This window comes from Lacrimispora sp. 38-1, assembly GCF_049890855.1.
In the GTDB taxonomy this organism is placed as follows: Bacteria; Bacillota; Clostridia; order Lachnospirales; family Lachnospiraceae; genus Lacrimispora.
The window spans coordinates 120,202-142,956 of record NZ_JBANEW010000052.1; the positions used below are offsets into that span (position 1 = coordinate 120,202).

Consider the following 22,755-nt stretch of genomic DNA (forward strand, 5'->3'; position numbering starts at 1 on the left):
ATTCCCGGGTTGATCTGTTCTCACCCAAAGAGATCCGTTTTTTACTGGTAACTTTTTCCATTTACCTTGATAAACAGGGAACTTCAGGCTCTAAAATATCGAGTCTGCCAATTAAATTTATTGCAACATAATTTTAATAACAGGGTTTAATATGCAAGGAAATTTTCTTATTTTATAAATATTTTTTTTATCCCTTTCAAACAAAAAAAGCATGACCTGCCGTCTGCATCGGCCGGAATTTCCCATACGGCTTCCTGCAGGCGGCTGTCATGCCAGAATGCTCCTTTTTACTGAAGCGCCTTCACCTGTTCTGCAAATTCATGGGACAGGGTAAATCTGCCCACATAACCGACTTCACCTGTCATCAGAACACTGTAATTTTCTTTAATTTCCACTTCCAGGACTCCGCCGGGCATATGGACATACATCTTGGGATCTGTCAGACCCATGCGGTATGCGGCTCCGGCAGCTGCACAGCCGCTGGTCCCTGATGCAAGAGTATAACCGGCTCCCCTTTCATAAATCTCAATCTCAATATTCGTCCGGTCAAGCACTTTTAAAAGCTGGGTATTGATCCGCTCCGGAAAATATTCGGCATTTTCAGAATGCTTTCCGATCCGGCATACCAGATCCTTTGATATATCATTCAGCCAGATTACACAATGAGGATTTCCGATGTTTACACAGGTGACACGGTAAGGAATGCTGCCAAACAGCATGGTTTCATTTAAAACCTCTCTTCTCGGCCCTGTAACAGGTATTTCATCGCTGTAAAAGCTGAGTTTTCCCATGGAAACCTTGATTCTTGTTCCCTCTTCGTTTAAGTACTGAATGGTCTGTTCTCCGCTTAACGTGCTGATTACAAATTTGTTTTTCTGTACATAACCGGCATCCTTTAAGTACTTTCCAAATATCCGTACTCCGTTCCCGCTTAATTCAGCTTCACTTCCATCAGGATTTAATATTTTCACTTCCAGCTTATCCTGCCCCAGTATGGGTCCCACTAACAGCCCGTCTGAACCCACGCCGAAATTCCGGTCACAGATCAGACGGATATTTTCTTTTGTCAGCCTGCACTCATTTTTATTGGGATCAAAAATCAGATAATCGTTTCCAAGACCGTGATATTTTTCCAAAGTAATATTCATTTTTATTCCCCTTTCCCATGCTTCGCAATTGCGTCACACAGTTCCTGATAAGATATTCCTGCAGCCGCTGCTTCCTGAGGAAGTAAGCTGTAAGGTGTCATTCCCGGTAATGTATTTGCTTCCAGACAATAAAGGCTGCCGTCCTCTTCCATCATAAAATCCACTCTGGAGTAATAACCAAGCCCAAGCGTCTTATGTACGTTTAAAGCCAGGCCCGCCATATGGTCCGCTTCTTCTGCGGTTAAACTGGCAGGACAGATTTCCTCTGTCAATCCCGGCTGGTATTTGTTCTCATAATCATAAAAACCGCTTTTCGGCTTAATTTCAATAGCCGGCAAGGCAATTCCTCCGAGAATCCCGACTGAGAATTCTCTGCCGGAAATCTTCGCCTCAGCAAGAACTGTATTTTCACAGGAAAATGCTGTATCAAGCGCCTGTTTCCACTGGTCTTCCCCTTCCACCATGGTAACTCCCACACTGGACCCGCAGCCGCATGGTTTCACAACACAGGGAAATAAAAACGGCTCTGCCTGGGCTCCTTTTTCATAAAGTCTCCACTCAGGAGTTGGAATATTCACCTCCCGCATTAAAAGCTTGGCAAGGTGCTTATCCATCGCTTTTAAGCACCCTTCATATCCGGTTCCTGTATAAGCAATTCCATATCCGTCAAGAATTGCCTGAATCTGCCCGTTTTCACCGGCTCCTCCGTGAAGTGCCAGGAAAACCATATCCGACTGCATACAGACTTCTATTACCCGGCTGCCCATGATTCCCCTGGAGCCGGACTTTCGTTTTAACTGCTCCAAATCGGGAGCACTGCTGCCAATATGGCTGGAAAATTTCATTCCATCTTTTAAACTGTAAAACCGGATCTCTTCCCCATCCGGAATTCCCAGATACGAATCTGCAAGACATACTTCATGTCCCCGCTCCATCAGTGCGTTTGTGATCATGGCTCCTGAGGATAAGGAAACCTCCCGTTCCGGGCTGTACCCGCCCGCCAGTACTGCTATCTTCATCATTCATTCCTTTTCATTCCATTGTTTGGTTGATATCATCTATTATAAACAGCACTTTCTATCATTTCTATTAATATAATGCTTTATACATTGCAAATTGTGTTGTATTATAGAAAGGAAGGGAGGCGTAACCTGCCGCAATGAATAACTACGAAAAACGAGGATATTTAAACAGTAATTTTAAGCTGTTTCATCTTCTTGATGAAGGAAATCAGAACTACGACTACCATTACCACGATTTTGATAAAATAATTATTTTTATACAGGGATCCGTAACTTACCGGATTGAAGGCTGTGCCTATCGTCTGGAGCCATATGACATCATTCTGGTAAGCCATAACGACATACACCGGCCGGATATCGCCCCGCAGGTTCCTTACGAAAGAATCATAGTCTATCTTTCTCCCGGCTTCTTAAATGCATACCAGTCGGAAAGCTATGATTTAAGTGCGTGTTTTCAAAAGTCCAAAGAGCTTCATTCCCATGTTCTCAGAATTCATTCCATGGAAAAAAGCAGTTTATACCGGACCCTGACCAACTTAGAATACGCCTGCACCCATGACGGCTATGCGAAAGATTTATACTGTCAGGTGGTCTTTCTTGAATTTATGATCCAGTTAAACCGGGCTTCTTTGACAAACAGAGTTCAGTACCTGCCCCCATCTACGGGGGATGCCAGGATCTTAAGCATCATGGACCATATTAACACCCGCTTAACGGAGGATATGACGGTGGATTCCATAGCAGAATCATTTTTTATCAGCCGCTACCATCTGATGCATCTTTTTAAAGAAGAGACCGGCTATACACTCTTTGATTATATTACGGAAAAACGCCTGCTGCTGGCAAGAGAACGTTTAAGAACCGGTAATTCCGTTACAGAAGTATGCTTTTCCTGCGGATTTAAAAACTATTCCACCTTTTCAAGAGCCTATAAAAATAAGTTTCATATCTCCCCTTCCGAAACCATGAAGGAAGATACCATTCTGTTATAAATATAGCTGCCAGACATAAAACATGCGCATGAACCGGGCTTTTTGGCCAGATCCATGCGCATATTTTATAAAAGTTTCTATTTTCAAATTATTCATGCCTTCCGTTATTCTTACACGAACAGAACACATATAAAGCACCGGTCAGTGCGAAATAAAACCAGGTAGCCGGATTACTGAACCAGGTTGTGAAAAATGACAGAATCAGATACATGGCAAACTGGGCGTAAAACAGATAGCCGATTGGGTTTCTCACCCGCTTTACCAGCCGCATTAAGAAAAATGCAACCGCCCCCAGTATACAGCTGAACAAAAGAACTCCCACAATACCAAAATCATAAAAGGAATCATAAAAAAGTGTGACTGTTGTCAATTCTTCTTTTGTCACGTAAATGGGAAAATCCACCAGTGCAGGTACCAGGAATTTAAGTCCTGTTAATGCCCATAAAGGAAACAGCATTCTAAGACCGAATGTATGGGATGGAAGCCACTCCACCAGGCAGTTGAAATTATCGTAATTATTGGCGATATACATATACGGCTGCGTGATAAATATGGGCATCTGGCTGTATTTCATCTGAAAAATACCATTTAAATAAGCGACATCATGTCCTCTGGCTATGGTAAGAATCACATAGATGGGAATCATGCCAAGCATTAGCCCTGCACCGTATATGATCTTCAGCCTGTGCTCCATGGCGATGTAGGTGAGGATTGCCAGACCAACAGCCAGAATCAGCTGAAACCGGGAAACACATAAAACCGGAATGGCACAGGCAACAAGATCCATGATCACGGTAAGAACCAGCCTGACCCCGTTCCTTCCCTGCTCAATGCTGAAATACAGCACGGAAAGAGCAGGAACCAGAACGCAGGATACGGTAAAATAATGGATTCCCGTGATATGGAACGTGGAATACGCATGAGGCACTCCCTTGATAAAAAACGGGATAAAGCCCAGTACAGCTGCCTCTGTCAGAAATGCAGCAAGTGACAGTAGTGTAGTCAGCAGCATGGCCAGAAACAGCGGTTTTTCATATCCTTTAAAGCTAAACCAGCTGGAACGCTGCCCTCCTGCAGTGCCCTGGGTTCGGATCATAAACTCAAACATCACCCAGAAGCCTGACTGCGCCACCAGAAAACAAAGCCAGGTAATGATGCTCCAGTCAGAAGACAGTTCTGACAGCTTTAAGCAGGCAACGCCCTGTCCTCCAACCCAGAACAGGGAAAACAATCCCCGTAAATGAACGATGTTCTCCGTTCTCCTGTAATCATACCAATAAAGAAAGAGTGCCGCTAGCATGAGGATCAAACCGGAAAGCCAATAATAACCGGCTCTTGCAAATAGATAAGATGCTGCATAACTGATCAGATAAACGCTCATCGTAACATATCCCCTTTAGTAAATAATCGCCTTTTTACCTATTTTCGGAAAAAATGCAGCCGCCTTAACGGCAACAGCTGCATTTTTCCCGATCCATTCTATTATGAACGGCTGATAAAATCTTTCATATAATCCTCTACTTCTTTTACAGTGGCAAAGGACATGACCTTTTCGGCAACTTCCTTAAGCTCCTGTGTGCTGTATCCGGTAATCAGCTTTCTTGCGTTTAAGATTGCAGATGCACTCATACTGAACTCATTCAAACCGAACGCAAGAAGAAGCGGGATCAGCATGGGATCGCTTGCAGCCTCTCCGCACATGCCTACCATAATTTCTTCTTTTCTTCCGCACTCAATCACATGGCGTATGCTTCTTAAAACAGCCGGATTAAGCGGGGAATAAAGGTAGGATACCTTGTCATTGCCCCGGTCTACAGACATGGTGTACTGTGTCAGATCGTTGGTTCCGATGCTGAAGAAATCAACCTCTCTGGCAAATACATCTGCCATCAGGGAAGCTGCTGCTGTCTCCACCATAATTCCGACCTGGATATCTTTCTTATAAGCAATGGATTTTTCATCCAGTTCTTTCTTAATCTCTTCTACGAGGGCCTTTGCTTCCCGGTACTCCTCAAGACAGGTCACCATCGGCACCATAATCCGGATATTGCCAAATGCGCTGGCTCTTAAAAGTGCCCGTAGCTGGGGACGGTATACATCATCCTTCCGGTCCAGACAGAAACGGATGGCACGGTATCCAAGGAACGGATTCTCGTCCTTTTCCAGGCCCATATAAGGGATCTCCTTGTCTCCGCCGATATCCAGAGTCCGGATGATTACAGGCTTGCCGTTCATGGCAGCTGCTACCCTGCGGTATGCCTCAAACTGCTCCTCTTCCGTAGGCATGCCTGACCGGTCCATAAAAAGGAATTCGGTACGAAACAGACCAACCCCTTCCCCGTCATAATGAAGAACTTTTTCCACATCTTCCGGCTTTCCGATATTGGCAACCAGTTCAATGGTTACTCCGTCTTTTGTCACGGTTGGCTTTCCGATGTACTGTTCCAATTCCTTCTTTTCTTTTAAGAACGCATCTCTTTTCGCTGTATATTCTTCCCTGACAGCCTGATCCGGATCTGCAAATACAACGCCCTCTGATCCGTCTAATATAAGCTCTGCACCGTCTGCAATCCGGCTCATGAAGCCGTCAACTGCAACAACCGCAGGGATCTCAAGTGCTCTTGCAAGAATGGCACTGTGTGATGTCTTACCGCCCAGCTCTGTTACAATGCCGGTTACGTTCTGAGGATTGATTCCGGCTGTCATGGACGGGGTTAAGTCTCTTGCAACAATAACACTTCCTGCCGGAAGCGCCCCGATATCCACGGAGCTGACACCCAGAAGAATCTTCTGCATACGGGTTTTAATATCCCGCATATCGGTGGCACGCTGCTGCATCAGTTCATCTCCCATGGAGGCAAACATATCCGCATACGTATTGCATACAGTCTCGATAGCAAATTCACTGTTAACCATCTCACCGGAAATGGAATTTTCAATTTCACCAACCAGCATAGGATCAGAAAGCAGAAGCAGATGTCCGTTAAGAATCTCGGCTTCCTTTTCTCCTACTCTTGTGGCAAGATCTTTCGCCAGAGCGTCGGTTTCTTCCATCGCCTGGTTTACAGCCCTCTGAAAGCGGGCTTTTTCCGCATCCACATCTGTAATTGTGTCTTTCTTAATCTTCAGTTCTGTCTCTTCTACGATAACGGCTTTCCCAATTCCGATTCCCGCAGATGCGCTTGTTCCTTTAAACATAAAATCCTCCTTATTAATTAAAAAATGAAAAAATCTATTCGCCAAGGCCCCCCTCAACAGCCTTGATCATGGCAGCCAGAGCCTCCTCTTCATCTGCTCCCTCACAGACAAAGGTAATTTCATCGCCGCTTTTTACGCAGGCTCCCAACACGCTGAGTACACTCTTTGCGTTGGCAGTGGTGTTCTTAAAACGAAAACTCACTACTGAATTAAAGTTCATGGCTTCCCTACAAAGAATCCCTGCCGGTCTCAAGTGCAGGCCGGTAGGATTCTTTATAACAACTTTAGCACTGACCATACTGAATTCCTCCAATCTTTCTACATACTGCCCATCTTAAAGGCCCTTATTGCTGTGCCGCGCTCTCTGATGTGCTTGGCGCAGTGGTGTCCTGCGTCTGTGGTGCAGACTCCGTATTCTCCTTCGCTACCGTTACATTAAAAGGCGTGTAAACGGTAACTTCAAACCCTTCAGCAATCTCAAAATGAAGCAGTCCAGGATATGTGCCCGGATTCAGATCGGAGACATCAAGAATTGCATTTAAATTTTCTTCTTTCAATGCATCTAAATCTTCCTTCAGCCCCTTTACAGTAACATCACAGGTCGGTTTATCAAAACTATAGCTGTAATCCGCGGACATGCCCTTTTTGTCCAGGTTATCCAACTGAAGGGTAAATACCCGGGTGGTCAGCGGCTCCACCTTCAGCTTAACGGATACATTTTTATATTTATCACCTGCAATGGTGGTATTCGGCGGGAGATACTGGCTTAAATCCAGCTGTACTACTTTATCCTTTGTTGCCCCGTCAATATTCAGTTTATCCGAAGCTACTGCGACGGACGAAAGAGAGGCAAGCACGGATTTGGTGCCTACGACTGAAACAGACTTCACATCTGTTTCAAGTCCTGTATAACGGTATCCCTTTGCAACCTGACCCGTAACTTCATAATTAAGGGACAGGTCCTTTGCTTTCAGTATCTGGACATAATAATCGATTTCCGACTTATTCACAGTCACCTTATCCGAAAGGTCCAGTTTATTGCCGTTGGCATCGTAAAAAAGAGGAGCAGCAGATGAACTGATATCTGAATTCACATTATTAGCAATCTGAATTTCCACTCCCATATGGTTGATCTGACCTACCAAAGATTCCGGTCCCTGCACGGTTACATTGTCCGGAACCAGGTTAATCGTCCCGGTAGCATAGCCATCCTCGGCTTTTCCCTTGGTATTCACCTGCAAATCAAATTTTTTGGTCTGCAGCTGTTCCGTTCTGATCCGGATCACCATGGGTTTTGCCGTAATGGTATCGCTTTTCACCAGACTTTCCTTATCTTTATTTATCTCTACTGTAATGGGAACTGCGCCCGTTACATTATAATCCTTTAAATCCACATATGCATGAAAGTCTGATGCCTTCACAAGAGACCGGTCTCTGGTCCTTACCTGATAGCTGACTGCCACCACATCCTTGCCGTCGATTTCATAGGTCAGGTTCGCCGCCTCTAAAGCTTCCTCATTACGGATTTCAACCGTAACAAACTGGGAATCGGTAATGACGGGGTTTGATATATTCACTACCGCCATCCACACTCCAACAGCGAGCACCAGCGACGCAACTTTCAGTCCAAGGTTATTTAACAGCTTTTCCTTCATTCTTACGCCTTCCCTTCAAAATCCTGAATCTGCTTCCTTCCTCTCCCGCCTGCTTTACGCCGGCCAGAATGGTCCGCAGCATATCCGCATCTGCAATCCTTTTTAATCCTCCCTCCAGCGCAACCGTCACCCGTCCGGTTTCCTCAGAAACCACGATGGTTATGCTGTCACTGACTTCACTCACTCCCACTGCCGCCCTGTGCCTGGTTCCAAGATCCTTACTGATCGTCATATTATCAGACAGGGGCAGATAACAGGTCGCTGCTGCCACCCGGTTTCCCCGGATCACCACAGCTCCGTCATGAAGAGGGGTGTTATGCTCGAAAATATTAATGAGAAGCTGGCTGCTGACAATTCCGCCTACTTCAATTCCTGTCCGCTCAATCTCTTTTAAGGAATCGGTCCGCTCAATCACGATCAGCGCTCCCGTCTTTACTTTTGCCATCTCAAAGGTTGCTTTTACCAGTTCATTAATGGTCTTATCCGTAAAGCTGGAATTATCTCTTCCATCGTCAAAGGTAAGAATTCCGGTAAAAGGATTCTTGCTTCCCAGCTGCTCTAACGCCTTTCTCAGTTCCGGCTGGAAGATCACAATCACCATGGTCACCGCCGGAGCAGCGATCTTATTAAGTATCCAGAAAATATTATCCAAGCGGAAAACGTAAGCAAAGACATAGAATACAAAGATTACAATGATACCTTTTAACAGTGTCCAGGCTCTCGTATTCATAATCCAGGTCAGAAGCTCATACAGCAAAACAGCTATGATAACAATCTCAACCAGATTTGTCTTTGATATCCTGGGAAGGAACGATACCCAGGAATACATCTTATCTAAAAAATTTGCCATGTGATCCACCTCCCTTTTTGTTCTTCTTACCTTTGCGGTCTCTGGAGTTTTCTGGCATTAATTTTTTGAACTTTTACATCAGGGGTGCTGACCGTCAGCTTGGGAACCGCCTTAACGTAATAATAATAATCATCATCTTCAAACTGGACGTATTCCGTACGTGTGTAATCTACTGTAAAAACGAAAAACGTATAGATTGCTGCAAGTATAACGGAAACAAGAACTCCTCCAAAGAGTTCCAGAACAGATACCGATACATCCGCTGTAATGTCTCCGATGAAAATAACACTAAGTTGGGCAATTGTACCTGCTATAATCGCCACTACCCAGGAATAATCCATGGACAGTCCTTTTATTATTACCACAATTAAAAGAGCCAGAGTAAAAGCAAGCACCATAATTAACATGAGTTTGTTCGCCAGCAGGCTCTTCATCAGCTGCATGAACTTCTGCATCTCATCCGCTGATAAATCATTGGTTAAAACTCCGGCATTCTGTTTTACATAAAGAAGGGTAAAATAAATAAAAACACCACAGCCTACCGGTATCACGGAAACAATTCCTCCGGAAAGCCCTACAATCAAAGGAATTGCATAAGGAATCTTTAAAAGGAAAAAAACCGGTGTTAAAACCAGAAGATAACTGTCTCCCGGCTGGAAGCCATAATACAGCAGGCCAACCACCAGAATAAATACAGCCATAACCAGGGTAACCTCCATTGATATGCCCGATAAATGGACAAGCATAAAACTGGCTGCCAAGAAGGAAATGGCTCCATAAGGCAGAAAAGAGCAGACCAAAGCCAGAACCAGAGGGATAAACGGTTCTGTCAGCTTCGTCATAAATCCAATATTCTTGTTCATCAAGGAAAAAGCCAGAAAACTGAAAATAAACTTGATAACAGGAGTGATATAGATTCCATACCTTGCATAAAACTCTTTTAGTCGTTCTCTTAGTACAAGAAGGCCCATCATGATGTACGCCCTCCTTTTATTCTTTTTATTGATCTGGTGTTTCCATCATATCGCTTGTCCAGTCTCTTTAATTTTGCCAGATAAACCTTCATTCCCCGGCTTGCATGTTCGTAACGCTTCATATATATATAGATGCTGATGGCCAGATAAAACGCCAGTCCGGCAGCGTATATGATACCAATCCTTATTCCCGTTCCCGTCAGACTCGTTAAATCCATGGTATTCAGCCAGCGCTCCATGTAATAGAGTCCCCATAAAAGGAGGCAGGATAAAAAACTAAAGGTGTAGCTGAAAAAGGAGCGGAACAGCTTGCTGCTGACATAGTCACTTTTGAAGTACCGGTTAATCGGAAATATTCTCTTACCTTCCTGTTTCTCAAACATGGCGAGATTGGTCATGATTTTTATTTTTTCTTCACTCAGCATATGGTCTCCTCACTATACCATAAGATATCACCCTATTATAGCATAGAACATGATACTTTGCGAGCCTATTAAGGAATTTTTTATTTTTTGAAAAAAAAGCACAGCAAAGCTGCTGCGCTTTTTACTCATATCTTAAGGCTTCAATGGGATCTTTCCCTGCCGCTTTCGAAGCCGGATATATTCCAAAAAACAGTCCCACCAGTGCAGAAAATCCAACCGCCACTAAAATTACCATCGGTTTGATTACAACTGTCATTCCAAGAAGTGTCCCTCCAAGCAAAACCAGTCCTGCTCCCGATATGACACCAATGATTCCCCCCATTGCAGAAAGAATGGCCGATTCAGTCAGAAACTGGACCATAACATCCCATGTTTTTGCTCCAAGAGCCTTACGTATGCCGATTTCCCGGGTTCGTTCTGTCACGGAAACCAGCATAATATTCATGATTCCAATACCGCCAACTAAAAGTGAAATCGCTGCAATTCCGCCTACTGCCGCAGACAGACCGCCCATAACCTGATCAACGCTTCCCATTTCGTTTGATACGGAATAAAAGGTAACATCCTCTCTCTTTCTGTTTTTGGTATTTGCTATATATTGGGAAAACCGGTCAGAAAAAGCAGACATATCGGTTCCTTCCTTCGCGTAAAGCCTGATATTGTAATTAAAATCATTGGGCCAGACTAACAAAGTCTCAGGCATATAGCCTTCTTTCTTATCATCGGACCCGCCTGCCATCGCTTCAAATGGATTCTCCTCCTTGCGGTACACCCCCACCACGTCATAATCTTCTGTATCTCCGTAAATAGTCGTCCGGAAAGTCTTTCCTACAGCATTTTCCGTACCGAACAACTCTTTCGCGCCTTTCGCCTCCAGAACAACATGATTTTTTCTGCCCTTTATGTCCGCCTCATTTAAATTCCTGCCGTATATGATATTTATCTTATGAACGTCGGGATAATTGGCGCGAATACCCTCAAACGCGAATTTTACCTTGTTTCTGCCGAAAACAGCTTCCGCATTCTGCCGTGAGTCGCAGTCAATATAACTGATCTCATCTCCGTAAACTTCTTTGATCCGGTCTATATCATCCACGTTGAAATAATCGCTGTCTCTCATCTCACTGCCGTCGGAGGGCCAGATATATACAGAAGCAAGGGTTGTTCCCGCGTCCTTGTAGATATCAGAAACCATAAACCTCATGGTATCACCGATGGATACAATGGCAATGACTGATCCGATACCAATGATAATTCCAAGCATGGTAAGAAGAGACCTCATTTTGTTCGCTTTTATGGCATGAACTGCCATAGTCATATTTTCAAACAGCATGCTTCCTCCTATTCATACCTCAAAGCTTCTATCGGATCTGCCTTTGCCGCTTTCGAAGCCGGATAAATACCGAAAAATATACCAACCAATCCCGAAAAACCAACAGCCAGAACGACCACGGAGGGTCTTACGATTACGGCTGTTTTTAAAACCGCTCCTCCAATCATTACAATCGTCACTCCGAGGATGATTCCAATGATACCTCCGCATGCAGACATCAGTGCCGATTCTGTTAAAAACTGAATCATAATATCCCTGGTTCTGGCACCAAGTGCTTTCCGGATTCCGATTTCTCTGGTACGCTCTGTTACAGACACCATCATGATGTTCATGATTCCGATTCCGCCTACCAGAAGAGAGATGGCAGCGATTCCTCCTACCGCTGCAGACATGGCGGAAAGCTGGGCATCCACACTTCCCATCTGATCTGCTACAGACCTGACCATTATTTCTGATTCTTTTCTTCCTTTTGTCTTTGCAATATATCTGGTTAACTCCGGAAGAAATTCATTCATATTCACTCCGTCGCGGACATAAAAGTTCAGCACCTGAAACTTATCGCCTTTTCTGCTGACAACGGTGTCAGGTATAAATCCGGCCTGCTTCTGTCCGTTGCCCAGAAGCATGGCAGCCATGGGGGATAAGTCTTTATGATATACGCCCACCACAGTATATTCCTGAGTGTCCTTATTGACAGTCATGCGGAAGGTACGTCCTACGCAGTCAGCAGTACCGAACAGCGCCACTGCACCTTTATCCTCCAGCACCACGTGGTTTGCCGCCTTTTTTACATCTGCTTCATTTATAAATCTGCCGTAAATAATATTCTGCGGCTGAACGTTCATATAATTACTATCGACTCCCTGAAACTCGAACTTTACCTTCTTTAAGCGGTTCACAGCCTCTGTATCCGCACTGGAATTACTGTCAATATACTCGATCTTATCATGAAAGATCTCTTTTACACGCTCCATCTCATCTCTGTCAAAATAATCGGAGGACCGGAAATCTGTGACTTCCCATGATACCAGAATAAGCGCCCGGTTAATCCCCACGTCTTTATAAGCATCTGTAAAAACATTTCTCATGCTGTCTCCTACCGATACAATGGCAATCACTGCACCGATACCGATAATGATGCCCAGCATGGTAAGAAATGAACGCATTTTATTGGACTTTATGGCATGCATTGCCATACTCATATTTTCTCTCAGCATAATGCTTCCCCGCTCTGATTCGACACCGGAATATTGGGAGTATCACTGACCAGACTGCCATCCTTAAAGCGGATAATCCGGTTGGTGAATGCCGCAATATCCTCTTCGTGAGTAACTAAAACCACAGTTGCGCCTTCGTTGTGAAGCTTGGAGAACAATTCCATAATTTCTACCGATGAAGCTGAGTCTAAATTACCGGTGGGCTCATCTGCAAGAATGAGCGGCGGTTCATTGGCGAGAGCTCTCGCAATCGCAACCCTCTGCCTCTGACCTCCGGAAAGCTCATTGGGCATATGTTCATATCTGGTTCCCAGGCCTACCCGTTCCAAAAGCTCCAGCGCCCTTTTTTCCCTAGCTTTTTTTGAAATATGGGCATATGTCATGGGAAGCTCCACATTCTTCAAGGCTGAGGTTCTGGATATTAAATTAAAGGACTGGAAAACAAATCCGATCTTACGATTCCGGATGGCAGATAAATCATCAGACGGCATGTCAGCTGTATCGATGCCATCCAGATAATAATGACCCATGGTAGGCCGGTCCAGACACCCAAGTATATTCATCAGCGTGGATTTTCCGGAGCCTGACTGGCCCATGATGGCCACAAACTCTCCCCGCTTAATTGTTAAGTTCACCCGCTTTAATCCCAAAACCTTAATGGAACCGGTATCATATATCTTTACCATATCAACCAGTTTAATCAGATCCTCGCTGACATTCTGGGTAATGTAGTCAGGTATCACTTCTTTCTTTTTCCACATACAGCATCCCCCCTACGGCTGAGACGGAAGCGCATGTACCGTCATTCCATCTGTGATCATGGAGGATGGAGCTTCAATCAGCTGAAGACCTTCTGTCAGAGCACCCTCTTCTTCCGGAATAATCTCCGATTCAATATCACTTTCCACACCTGTTTTTACAGGAATGTATTTCACAGTGTTATTAACGACTGAGGCTACCGCCATACTCCCATCGGGATTCTGGATTAATGCTGATATGGGCACTACCCATGCATCTTCGGCTTTCTGCAGTTCAATTCTGGCCTTCGCCGTAATTCCGGCAATCAGCTTTGAGTTCTGATCAATAATACGGATGGTGGTAGGAATAACACGTTCCGTAGAACCGCCGCCCTTCTCTTCTCCTGTTGGTGAGATTGCAGTGACTTCCCCTTTTACGGTCTCACCATTTAAGATGTCGGCATTGATATCAACCGGCTGCCCCACTTTTACTTTACCGATGGAATATTCGCTGACATTGATCTTCATCTCTAACACATCCAGATTGTTAATGATAAACATGGGTTTGTCATCGTCTGTTTTATCTGCAAAACGGCCCACCTTACAATTTACACGCACAACGGTTCCTGCGATCGGACTGTTGACTTTTGTATTTTGCAGCGCTTCTTTTTTCTGTTCCAGCTCAAATGCTTCTTTTTCAATCTGCAGAGAATAGGATTCATTGGCAACCGGTTTTCCATCTTTCAGAGTATAGGTGGTCATCTCCCTTGCTTTATCATTCATGTTATTGGAAGCTGTTTCCAGCTCAACGCCTGTTGCACTTCCTCCCTGGTAAAGAAGGAGCGTCCTGTTGTAATTTGCTTTTGCCGCCTCAAAATCCTGCTTTGCCTTGGCATAACCATTTTCTGCTTCCAGCTGCTTATCCTTATATGTACTGACAGCAAGATCATAAGCATTCTGTGCGATATCCACCTCTTTTTTCGCATCTTTATCATCAAGAGTGGCCAGCAACTGCCCCTTTTCTACCCTGTCACCCTCTTTAACCGGAAGCTCCAGAATCTCAGCATGTAAATTGGAAACAACCTCCACGCTGTCGGTTCCCTGTACCGGACCGCTTACGGAAAGGATCTCCGTAACCTCACCTTTCTTTAATGGTGTAACCGTAACAGGCATTACCGCACTTTTTCCGCTTGCAGCACTGCGAAAGGCAATAAAAAGGAACACTGCAGCAATCGCAGAGCCCACGATTATTTTTTTCTTCCTGCTCCATTTTTTCTTAAACAGCTTTTTCTTCTTTTTACCTGCATGCTCCTCAGACATCAGATTCTTAAGTTCTTTTTCAAAATCATCATCAGCCATAGGTCCGGTCTCAGCCACCAAAACCTCTTCATCTTTTTTCTTCTTGAACAATTTCATGCCCGTACCCTCCATATCAGTATCAGTCTCTATCTTATTATAGCGGGGGGTTATAATGAATTAAATATTAAAATTCTTATAATTTTCTAAATTTTTCCAGTCAATTTGAAAAAAACTGCTATAAGGGGGTATTTTCCCTTAAGCAGTCTTCTATTACAGTTTTAATTTTTTAAAATAATAACCATACTTTTCAGAAATAGAAACGTGGCAATTAAAAATAAAATTCCTGCTGTCTCATAAAGATAAGGAACGGGAAAATGCTTTAATCCCCATAGCACAAATACGAGGAATGCATCTCCTTTTAAATAATTACTGAACAAAATACTGACCCGTTCTTCTTTCTGAGATAATTCGGTTTCTCCAGCCAGTAGCCAGCGGACTTGCTGACAGCCGAAAACAACGGACAATGACACAAAGACCAGACCTGCAAAAATCATAAAATCATCACTGCTTCCCGATCCATGTATTTACCAGATCTTCATTCTCATCCATCCATTTTTTAGCCGTCTCGATGGGTTCCGCCTTACTGTCCTCAATCTTAGCCATTAAATCAGATAATTGCTCATCGGATAATTTGAAATTCTTAATAAATTCGGCTGCTCCCGGCATGTCTTCCTCAAACCCTTTCCGGCTGTATGCATGTATGTTTTCTGCATCACCGTAAATCCCCTGGGGATCTTTTAAAATCTTTAAATCCCACCGTGCAAACATCCAGTGAGGCGTCCAGCCAGTTACAACAATTGGTTCCTTATTATCAATTGCCTTTTTTAAAGATGCGGTCATTGCAGGACCGCTTCCGCTTACCAGCTGATAATTAAGACCATACTTGTCAATTGTTGACTCTGTGGCATTCATAATTCCGGCTCCGGAATCAATTCCTATAATTTTTCCGCCAAACTCGTCTTTTTTGTCATTTAACTGATCAATACTGTCAATCTCAACATAAGACGGAACTACGAGACCAATACCTGCATTTTCATATTCAACGCCCATATCTACAATGTCTTTTCCATACTTATCCATATATTCCTTATGTGTAACGGGCAGCCACGTATCCAGGAACAGATCTGTATTTCCGCTTGCCAGCGAGGTGAAAACAGGCGCCACATCTGCAAGTACCATATCTACATCATAACCCAGTTTATTTTCAAGTATTGCCGCTGCCAGGTTCGTCATGGCAATTCCTTCAGACCAGTTCACATACCCGATTTTTATCTTCTTTGTCTCCACCTTGCTGCTGTTGGAGGAAGAGGAACATCCGGTTATCAAACCTGCCGCTAATCCTAATGTTAATACACATGCTAAAATTTTCTTCATTTAATCTTTCCTTTCCTGATTCCTGATTGATTGTTCACTACTTTGAGGCTTTCCCTTTTTTTGATTTGCCTACACTTTGTGTGATCCGGTCTAATATCATCGCCAGAATTACTACAGCAAGACCGCCTTCAAAACCATCACCGATCTTCATCTGGGATATTCCCTTCAATACAACATCACCAAGTCCTCCTGACCCAATCATGGCAGATATTACAACCATTGACAGGGACAGCATAATGGTCTGATTTAAACCAGCCAGAATTGTGGGCATTGCTAAGGGAATCTGCACCTTAAAGAGCATCTGTTTCTGGGTTGCTCCAAAAGACTTGGAGGCCTCCACCACATCGGCAGGCACCTGTCTGATCCCCAGACTTGTCAGACGTACAATCGGGGGCATGGCAAATATGATCGTTGCAACAGCACCTGGCACCGGACCCAGGTCAAAAAAGTAAACGGCTGGAATCAGATACACAAATGCAGGCATTGTCTGCATGAAATCCAGAACCGGCCTCATTATTTTATTCAGCCGGTCACTTCCTGACATCCAGATGCCCAGAGGGACACCAATCATAAGGGCAATTAAGGTTGCCGTTGTAACAAGGGCAAATGTACTCATGGTCATTTCCCATAATTCTATACTTTTAATAATCAGACAGCCTGCCACTGAAAATATTGCTGTTCTCTTTCCAGCTGTAAAGTATGCAAGCGCTGAAATCATAACCAGCATAATAACAAACGGTATTCCAATGTATATAAACTCAAATCCATTTATAATCGCCTCTATGCCTGTTTTTATCCCTGTAAAAAACGACGACCAGTGGATCGTCATCCAGTCAACACCCTTTTCTACGTAAATTCCAATTGGAAGTCTAATCATATACTGCCTCCTCTCCCATTATTCCGGCCAGTACGGAAACCTTAAAGATAATTCCCAGGATTCTGCGTTCCTCATCAGCTACCACAACCGGATATTTTGAATTCATAAATAATGGTATTAAATCTTCAATCAAAGCATCAGGTGTAACTTCACAGATATCACGATCGATAATATCACTTAAATCATCCTTGCCGGATTTGATTAACTGCATGGTATCTTCAATCGTGATAATGCCCTTTAATTTCTTTTCTTTATCTACCATAAAAACACTGGATATGTTGGCTTCCGTCATTTTTCTGACTGCCACTCTGGCACCGTCTTTGGCGTATACCAGTGTGCCTGCAGGTTTCATAATCGAACCGGCAGTTACGACTTTTACCCGGTTTACCCCCTGAACAAATTCTTTTACATAATCATTGGCAGGGTTCTTTAAAATCTCTTCCGGCGTTCCGATCTGAACAATCTCTCCGTCCTTCATAATCGCAATTCTGTCACCTATTTTTAATGCCTCATCAAGGTCATGGGTGATGAAAATAATTGTTTTCTGCATTTTAGACTGAAGAGAAAGCAATTCATCCTGCATTTCTTTTCGAATTAATGGATCCAGTGCGCTGAATGCTTCATCCATCAGTAAGATATCCGGATTGGTAGCCAATGCTCTTGCCAGACCCACCCGTTGCTGCATACCTCCGCTGAGTTCAGATGGCATGGATTTTTCATAACCCTTCAGCCCTACCAGTTCCAGAGCTTCGATTGCTTTCTTTGTACGGTCTTCCAGCTTTTCGTTTTGTATTTCAAGACCAAATGCCACATTTTCTTCAATGGTGCGGTGGGGCAGCAGCGCAAAGTTCTGAAATACCATACCTATCTTTTTTCTTCTTACTTCTCTTAACTGTGCCTTATCACATTGCATGATATTTTCATTATCAATATAGACTTCTCCGCTGGTGGGTTCGATCAGGCGGTTGAGGCATCTGATTAAAGTCGACTTTCCGCTTCCGGAAAGTCCCATGACTACAAAGATTTCTCCTTCTTCCACTGCAAAGCTTGCATTATTTACACCAATCCCATGATCTGTTTCTTTTAATATTTCATTTTTAGACTGGCCTTTTTTTAATCGTTCCATCACTCGGTTGGGGGTGGCACCAAATATCTTATACAGATGCTTCACTTCTAATTTGGTCATATATCGCTCTATTCTCCTTTTCTTTTATTTTACAAAACTGGCATACCAAACGATCAATATCCTCACTGCAACTATTGTTTAAAAAAAACGAAAACAAAAATAAACCGTAATATTACGTCCCATAACTGAAGAGTTGATTATCTAAGGGGATTTTTGATTTGTAAAAGATTAAAAGAATACTGATACCAGCTGCATTTTAACTAATTTGTTAGTCTTCTGTGAATTAGACCGAATTAACAACTTGATAGTTTTAATAAGTTGTCACTTTTAAAAATATAACATAATTATTAAGGTCTGTCAAGTTTCTTAACATGTTTTACTCTCCGGACCAAAAATAAGGCCGCAGGATTCTGGTGAGATTCCTGCGGCCTTACGGTCTTACTTTTTATCTATTTATCGGGATATAAAAATTTCTTTACACGGTCTGCCGTATCATCCTGGGCAATGAAATAAATGGTATCGCCCTCCGTCAGCGCTACATATGGTCCCGGTGATTTCATCACCATGTCCTTTCTGCTTACAGCGATCACAGTCGCGCCTGTATGCTGCCAGAACTGTATCTCCGTTACCGTCTTATTTAAGTAAATGCAGTCCTTTGTGATCCGGATCTCAAATGGCATAAACGGATTCATGGACCGGAAATGAACCGAAGCTTCAATCAGATCATTCATACACTCATTTAGGTAGTCCATCTCTTTCTTCTGGCGGGCTACACTTTTTAATAAATTCTCTTTAATGGTATCAATGGTCTCCAGCTTGCTGTTCTGCTGAATATAATCCGCCGCTTTTTTCTGGGATCTTATAATAATACCGCTGCCCTTTTCCGATGATACAATCCCTAAATCACTGAGTATGCAAATGGCCCTGCGGGCAGTTTCCGGCGAAACGCCGTACTGGCTTGCAAGTGAGGAGCGGGCATATATCTTCTCACCTTCTCCGTATTCTCCATTGGCAATGCGGGCCGCCACTTCGATTGCAATCTGCTGGTAGCGGGGAATAACGGTTCTGGTCTTTGGCTCTATGTCCATGTGATTATCATTTCCTTTTCTGAATTATAATATAAAACAGATTTAGTATAGCTTAAAACCAGACGAAAAACAAGCCATGTTAATTCTCATTTTCACCATCTGCATCCATGAGAATTTCCAGAATTTTAACAGCTTTCTGATAACTGATATCTTCCACCTGGTGGAGGCGGTTAACTACCTGCTGCGTAATCAGTCCCTGCTCCTCTTTTTCTTTCCCATCAGCAGAAGCGTAGTAAGTAATGCCGTTTGTCAATTTTACATAATCTTCTGTAATTTCTTCTACATTGTAACTGTTTTCATGATCTTCCTCACAGACCGTAATCTTGTCACCAATACAAAGATTCATACCATAACCTCCCATGGAAAAATTAGAATAAAGATAACTATTACTAATATAGCACAATTCTAAAGAAAAAAACAGTATTGCCAACCTTGTTTATTTTTTTATACAGCTTTCTGACATTCTAATTATATTACACCTTACCTTTTTCTGGCAAAGAACACATCCCACATTGTATACACGGTTCTCCATCTACGCAGACAACCTGATTAACAGCTTTATATTCCATAATTTTATTCTCCAAAAACGCCCCTGCACGTTCTATATCGGTTTGATCTGGATGCCTGCGCGACTCCTCATGGCGCCTTATTCCCTCATTATTTAAATAATGAGGGTGTTCCGGTGGCAATGTTTTTCGATATTCCGTCCGCTGAATGTCAATTTTTCCCTGGGACAAAAATACTCCCATACAGATGTTATTCTCCGAAATCAATTGAAAAACGGCTGTTTTCACCTTACTTCCGTACCCGCTGTCAGGGTATCCCCCCATGGTACCAATTGCTATAATCTTTTTATTTTTACAGTGTTCTAAAAACACCCGGCTGGCATAATCCAAATTACCGCGCCGGCACCAGAAAAACAGAATCACTAATTCACCTGTTTCATCAGAAGAGGTGATCAATTCATTGTCATGCAAAGAAAACAACCAATTTTTTCTGCTCAGAATCTCTAACACGCCTCTTGCAAGCTTCTCCGTATTTCCTGTCAGCGATGATAAATAAACGTAAATTTTATCGTTCAACTTTTTCACCTGTCTTTTTTACTATTTTAACTTTACCATATATTTAAAAATGGTATGTTGCACATGCAACATACCAAAGATGAAATGCCTAAAAATTCATCTTTTCTTCCTGCCATTCCCTTAATACTGCAGCATTATTTTCAATCTTATTTCAATGCAGTGCTTCCTCAATTTAATCATCTCTTTCCGTGTGAAAATAATTATAATCTTAATTTAAAAATTTGTAAATGCCATTATTGGGTAGAAAAAACTTGCATAAGAGCTGTATTTATGTTATGCTAGCTGAGCAAAATTTAAATATGGTACAAAATTGGAAACGCACACTCCTTCTGGATGATAACGAACAACACATTCATTATATTCCAGGAGGATTTTTTATGCCAAAAAACAAATTTCAAGACGTCGTTTTTACTGCCATTATGGCAACTGTTATGGTATGCGGAATGATTGTCTACAATGTTGCACTGAATATGGGAGGTGTTACCAGCGAGACATTTCTCGCAGCGCTTCTCGAAATGCCGATTATGGTTCCAATTGCTTTTATTTTAGAGTTCTTTGTGGTAGGAAAACTGGCAAAAATGCTTGCTTTTAAAGTTGTAAGACCGGAGGACCGGCCTCAATTTATTACATACGCGATCTCAATCTGTATTTGCTGCATCATGTGCCCGGTTATGAGTCTGATTGCCACAATTCTTTTTAAAGAACCTGATTTCGGAACCTGGATACAGACATGGGCGATGAATTTCCCAATGGCAATTTTATTTCAGATGTTCTATTGCGGACCTTTTGTAAGACTTATATTTCGATTAATTTTTAAGGAAATATGAATATCATAAAAGCAGGCAAAAATTCATCTGCCTGCTTTGCCTATTACTATTTATGATTTTTCAGATTTCTCACAACTATAATTATGGTTCCCAGAATGATGATGATGCCACTTGCCAACAGGACTGTGGAAGTAACTGGACTCGGCTTTGCTGCTATAAATATAGACGTTGGACCATCGGCTCCGCCAATCACTGTAACCGCCTTATTTCTTGTAAACAATGCACCGGCTATTACCAGAACACACCCGGCTATACCTGTAAAACCACAAATCCATTTCATCATTTCCGCTCGCCCCTTTTTTGATTATTTTAGTACTTTATAATAAATATATCAAATTGCCGGAGCTTTGTACAGTTAGTAGATGTTTCTTCTATAATTATAACTTTTATTCTTTATTTCAGAAAAGCAGCAGGGGCTGTTACTTTTTCATTCCGGATCTTTTTTATCAGCTCCGGCACAATCTTTTTCCAGTCTCCCACAATCCCATAGTCTGCCACATCAAAAATAGGAGCCGTTTCATCCTTATTGACAGCAATTATGATATCAGACTCTTCCATACCCGCCACATGCTGGATTGCTCCTGAAATACCAATGGCAAAATATACAACTGGCCTCACAGTCTTTCCGGTCTGTCCTACCTGCATATCCTTGGGCTTCCAGCCCGCATCTACAACCGCGCGGGAACAGCTGACCTGACCATTAAGAGCAGAAGCCAGTTCTTCCAGTAAACCAAAATTTTCCGGTCCGCCAATCCCCCTTCCTCCTGACACCAGTATTTTGGCATCCATGATGTCAGCGCACTCCGCTACCGATTTTACAATATCCAGTATCTCAACATATTTGTGATCGGGTGTGAATCCGGGATCAAATTCTTCCACGATTGCCTTCCGGTCTTTTATGGGTGTGATTGCCTGCATTACCCCGGGACGCACAGTCGCCATCTGGGGACGGTGGTTTGGGCACGCAATTGTGGCTATGGTGTTGCCGCCAAAGGCCGGTCGGGTCATCAGAAGCTGGTTGTGCTTCTGTTCTCTGCCTGCCACCGGTTTTAACGGAAAATCCCCAATCTCCAGTTTGGTACAGTCTGCAGTGAGCCCTGTAGCAACCCTGGCTGAAACTCTTGGTCCCAGATCACGGCCGATTGCAGTCGCACCCACCAATACAATCTCCGGTTTGTATTTCTCAATCACACCGGCCAGCGCATGGGTATATGGTTCTGTCATGTACTCCTTTAACACCGGATTATCAACCACGATGACATGATCCGCCCCGTATTCAGCCAGTTCATCTGTCATCTTTTTTACACCGGAACCTAACAGGACCGCCGTAACATCGGTCTCTAAACTTTCTGCCAGTTCCCTCGCCTTACCTAACAGTTCCAATGCAATCCTGCTAAGTTCATTATCTACCTGCTGGGCAAATATGTATACACCCTTATACTCCTCTAAACCCATTTTATTCACCACTTTT

At 43.2% G+C, this 22,755-nt stretch carries 24 protein-coding genes; 2 read left to right on the forward strand and 22 right to left on the reverse strand.

Annotation, left to right across the window (positions count from 1 at the left end):
• Nucleotides 1-287 precede the first annotated feature (287 nt).
• Both dapF and V7D18_RS12200 read right to left on the reverse strand, forming a co-directional pair.
• Nucleotides 288-1,148, reverse strand: coding sequence for a diaminopimelate epimerase (gene dapF, locus V7D18_RS12195; protein WP_426154547.1), 861 nt, complete (start codon nucleotides 1,146-1,148; stop codon nucleotides 288-290).
• Nucleotides 1,149-1,150: 2 nt separating this feature from the next.
• On the reverse strand, nucleotides 1,151-2,170 hold the full coding sequence (locus tag V7D18_RS12200) for a D-alanine--D-alanine ligase family protein (RefSeq protein ID WP_426154548.1): 1,020 nt from the start codon (nucleotides 2,168-2,170) through the stop codon (nucleotides 1,151-1,153).
• A gap of 137 nt (nucleotides 2,171-2,307) precedes the next feature.
• Here V7D18_RS12200 and V7D18_RS12205 point away from each other — a divergent pair, with 137 nt between their 5' ends.
• The gene (locus V7D18_RS12205) at nucleotides 2,308-3,162 is read left to right on the forward strand and encodes an AraC family transcriptional regulator (RefSeq protein ID WP_426154549.1); all 855 of its coding nucleotides are present in this window, start codon (nucleotides 2,308-2,310) and stop codon (nucleotides 3,160-3,162) included.
• 88 nt (nucleotides 3,163-3,250) lie between these two features.
• On the opposite strand, the gene V7D18_RS12210 is transcribed toward V7D18_RS12205, so the two are convergent.
• The 18 genes from V7D18_RS12210 to V7D18_RS12295 all read right to left on the reverse strand — a co-directional run bounded on the left by V7D18_RS12210 (nucleotide 3,251) and on the right by V7D18_RS12295 (nucleotide 20,457).
• Nucleotides 3,251-4,543 carry an O-antigen polymerase gene (locus V7D18_RS12210; protein ID WP_426154550.1) on the reverse strand — a complete coding sequence of 431 codons (1,293 nt, stop codon included), beginning with the start codon at nucleotides 4,541-4,543 and terminating at the stop codon, nucleotides 3,251-3,253.
• 101 nt (nucleotides 4,544-4,644) lie between these two features.
• Nucleotides 4,645-6,360 (reverse strand): phosphoenolpyruvate--protein phosphotransferase, encoded by a 1,716-nt coding sequence (gene ptsP / locus V7D18_RS12215; protein ID WP_426154551.1) that lies wholly within the window; start codon nucleotides 6,358-6,360, stop codon nucleotides 4,645-4,647.
• Nucleotides 6,361-6,394: 34 nt separating this feature from the next.
• Nucleotides 6,395-6,658 (reverse strand): HPr family phosphocarrier protein, encoded by a 264-nt coding sequence (locus V7D18_RS12220; RefSeq protein WP_426154552.1) that lies wholly within the window; start codon nucleotides 6,656-6,658, stop codon nucleotides 6,395-6,397.
• A gap of 46 nt (nucleotides 6,659-6,704) precedes the next feature.
• A complete protein-coding gene (locus V7D18_RS12225) occupies nucleotides 6,705-8,015 on the reverse strand; it encodes a CdaR family protein (protein ID WP_426154553.1) in 1,311 nt (436 codons plus the stop codon).
• Complete coding sequence (gene cdaA, locus V7D18_RS12230) at nucleotides 7,993-8,865, reverse strand: diadenylate cyclase CdaA (RefSeq protein WP_426154554.1); 873 nt, start codon at nucleotides 8,863-8,865, stop codon at nucleotides 7,993-7,995. Before cdaA ends, V7D18_RS12225 begins: the two co-directional genes overlap by 23 nt.
• A 26-nt stretch (nucleotides 8,866-8,891) precedes the next feature.
• The gene (locus V7D18_RS12235) at nucleotides 8,892-9,839 is read right to left on the reverse strand and encodes an ABC transporter permease (protein ID WP_426154555.1); all 948 of its coding nucleotides are present in this window, start codon (nucleotides 9,837-9,839) and stop codon (nucleotides 8,892-8,894) included.
• Nucleotides 9,836-10,264 carry a hypothetical protein gene (locus V7D18_RS12240; RefSeq protein ID WP_426154556.1) on the reverse strand — a complete coding sequence of 143 codons (429 nt, stop codon included), beginning with the start codon at nucleotides 10,262-10,264 and terminating at the stop codon, nucleotides 9,836-9,838. The genes V7D18_RS12235 and V7D18_RS12240 overlap by 4 nt, the downstream gene beginning before the upstream one ends.
• Before the next feature lie 121 nt (nucleotides 10,265-10,385).
• Nucleotides 10,386-11,597: an ABC transporter permease gene (locus V7D18_RS12245; RefSeq protein ID WP_426154557.1), complete on the reverse strand. Its 1,212-nt coding sequence runs from the start codon at nucleotides 11,595-11,597 to the stop codon at nucleotides 10,386-10,388.
• Nucleotides 11,598-11,605: 8 nt separating this feature from the next.
• A complete protein-coding gene (locus tag V7D18_RS12250; RefSeq protein WP_426154558.1) occupies nucleotides 11,606-12,814 on the reverse strand; it encodes an ABC transporter permease in 1,209 nt (402 codons plus the stop codon).
• Nucleotides 12,808-13,575: an ABC transporter ATP-binding protein gene (locus tag V7D18_RS12255; protein WP_426154559.1), complete on the reverse strand. Its 768-nt coding sequence runs from the start codon at nucleotides 13,573-13,575 to the stop codon at nucleotides 12,808-12,810. The genes V7D18_RS12250 and V7D18_RS12255 overlap by 7 nt, the downstream gene beginning before the upstream one ends.
• Nucleotides 13,576-13,587: 12 nt before the next feature.
• Nucleotides 13,588-14,967 carry an efflux RND transporter periplasmic adaptor subunit gene (locus tag V7D18_RS12260; protein WP_426154560.1) on the reverse strand — a complete coding sequence of 460 codons (1,380 nt, stop codon included), beginning with the start codon at nucleotides 14,965-14,967 and terminating at the stop codon, nucleotides 13,588-13,590.
• 161 nt (nucleotides 14,968-15,128) lie between these two features.
• Nucleotides 15,129-15,404 (reverse strand): hypothetical protein, encoded by a 276-nt coding sequence (locus tag V7D18_RS12265; RefSeq protein WP_426154561.1) that lies wholly within the window; start codon nucleotides 15,402-15,404, stop codon nucleotides 15,129-15,131.
• A 7-nt stretch (nucleotides 15,405-15,411) separates the two neighbouring features.
• Nucleotides 15,412-16,284, reverse strand: coding sequence for a glycine betaine ABC transporter substrate-binding protein (locus tag V7D18_RS12270; protein WP_426154562.1), 873 nt, complete (start codon nucleotides 16,282-16,284; stop codon nucleotides 15,412-15,414).
• A gap of 37 nt (nucleotides 16,285-16,321) precedes the next feature.
• Complete coding sequence (locus V7D18_RS12275) at nucleotides 16,322-17,161, reverse strand: ABC transporter permease (RefSeq protein ID WP_426154563.1); 840 nt, start codon at nucleotides 17,159-17,161, stop codon at nucleotides 16,322-16,324.
• Nucleotides 17,154-18,347: a quaternary amine ABC transporter ATP-binding protein gene (locus tag V7D18_RS12280; RefSeq protein ID WP_426154564.1), complete on the reverse strand. Its 1,194-nt coding sequence runs from the start codon at nucleotides 18,345-18,347 to the stop codon at nucleotides 17,154-17,156. Before V7D18_RS12280 ends, V7D18_RS12275 begins: the two co-directional genes overlap by 8 nt.
• A gap of 389 nt (nucleotides 18,348-18,736) precedes the next feature.
• The gene (locus V7D18_RS12285) at nucleotides 18,737-19,375 is read right to left on the reverse strand and encodes a TrkA C-terminal domain-containing protein (protein WP_426154565.1); all 639 of its coding nucleotides are present in this window, start codon (nucleotides 19,373-19,375) and stop codon (nucleotides 18,737-18,739) included.
• Between the two features lie 79 nt (nucleotides 19,376-19,454).
• Entirely contained in the window at nucleotides 19,455-19,721 is a 267-nt protein-coding gene (locus V7D18_RS12290) for a hypothetical protein (RefSeq protein WP_426154566.1), read from the reverse strand.
• 127 nt (nucleotides 19,722-19,848) lie between these two features.
• Nucleotides 19,849-20,457: a flavodoxin family protein gene (locus tag V7D18_RS12295; RefSeq protein ID WP_426154567.1), complete on the reverse strand. Its 609-nt coding sequence runs from the start codon at nucleotides 20,455-20,457 to the stop codon at nucleotides 19,849-19,851.
• Between the two features lie 377 nt (nucleotides 20,458-20,834).
• Between V7D18_RS12295 and V7D18_RS12300 the strand changes: the two genes are divergently transcribed.
• Nucleotides 20,835-21,284, forward strand: coding sequence for a DUF2798 domain-containing protein (locus tag V7D18_RS12300; RefSeq protein WP_426154568.1), 450 nt, complete (start codon nucleotides 20,835-20,837; stop codon nucleotides 21,282-21,284).
• A gap of 46 nt (nucleotides 21,285-21,330) precedes the next feature.
• Here the strand turns inward: V7D18_RS12300 and V7D18_RS12305 are convergent, their stop codons facing one another.
• Nucleotides 21,331-21,567 (reverse strand): oxaloacetate decarboxylase, encoded by a 237-nt coding sequence (locus tag V7D18_RS12305; RefSeq protein ID WP_426154569.1) that lies wholly within the window; start codon nucleotides 21,565-21,567, stop codon nucleotides 21,331-21,333.
• A 110-nt stretch (nucleotides 21,568-21,677) separates the two neighbouring features.
• The gene (locus tag V7D18_RS12310; protein ID WP_426154630.1) at nucleotides 21,678-22,739 is read right to left on the reverse strand and encodes an electron transfer flavoprotein subunit alpha/FixB family protein; all 1,062 of its coding nucleotides are present in this window, start codon (nucleotides 22,737-22,739) and stop codon (nucleotides 21,678-21,680) included.
• Between the last annotated feature and the right edge of the window lie 16 nt (nucleotides 22,740-22,755).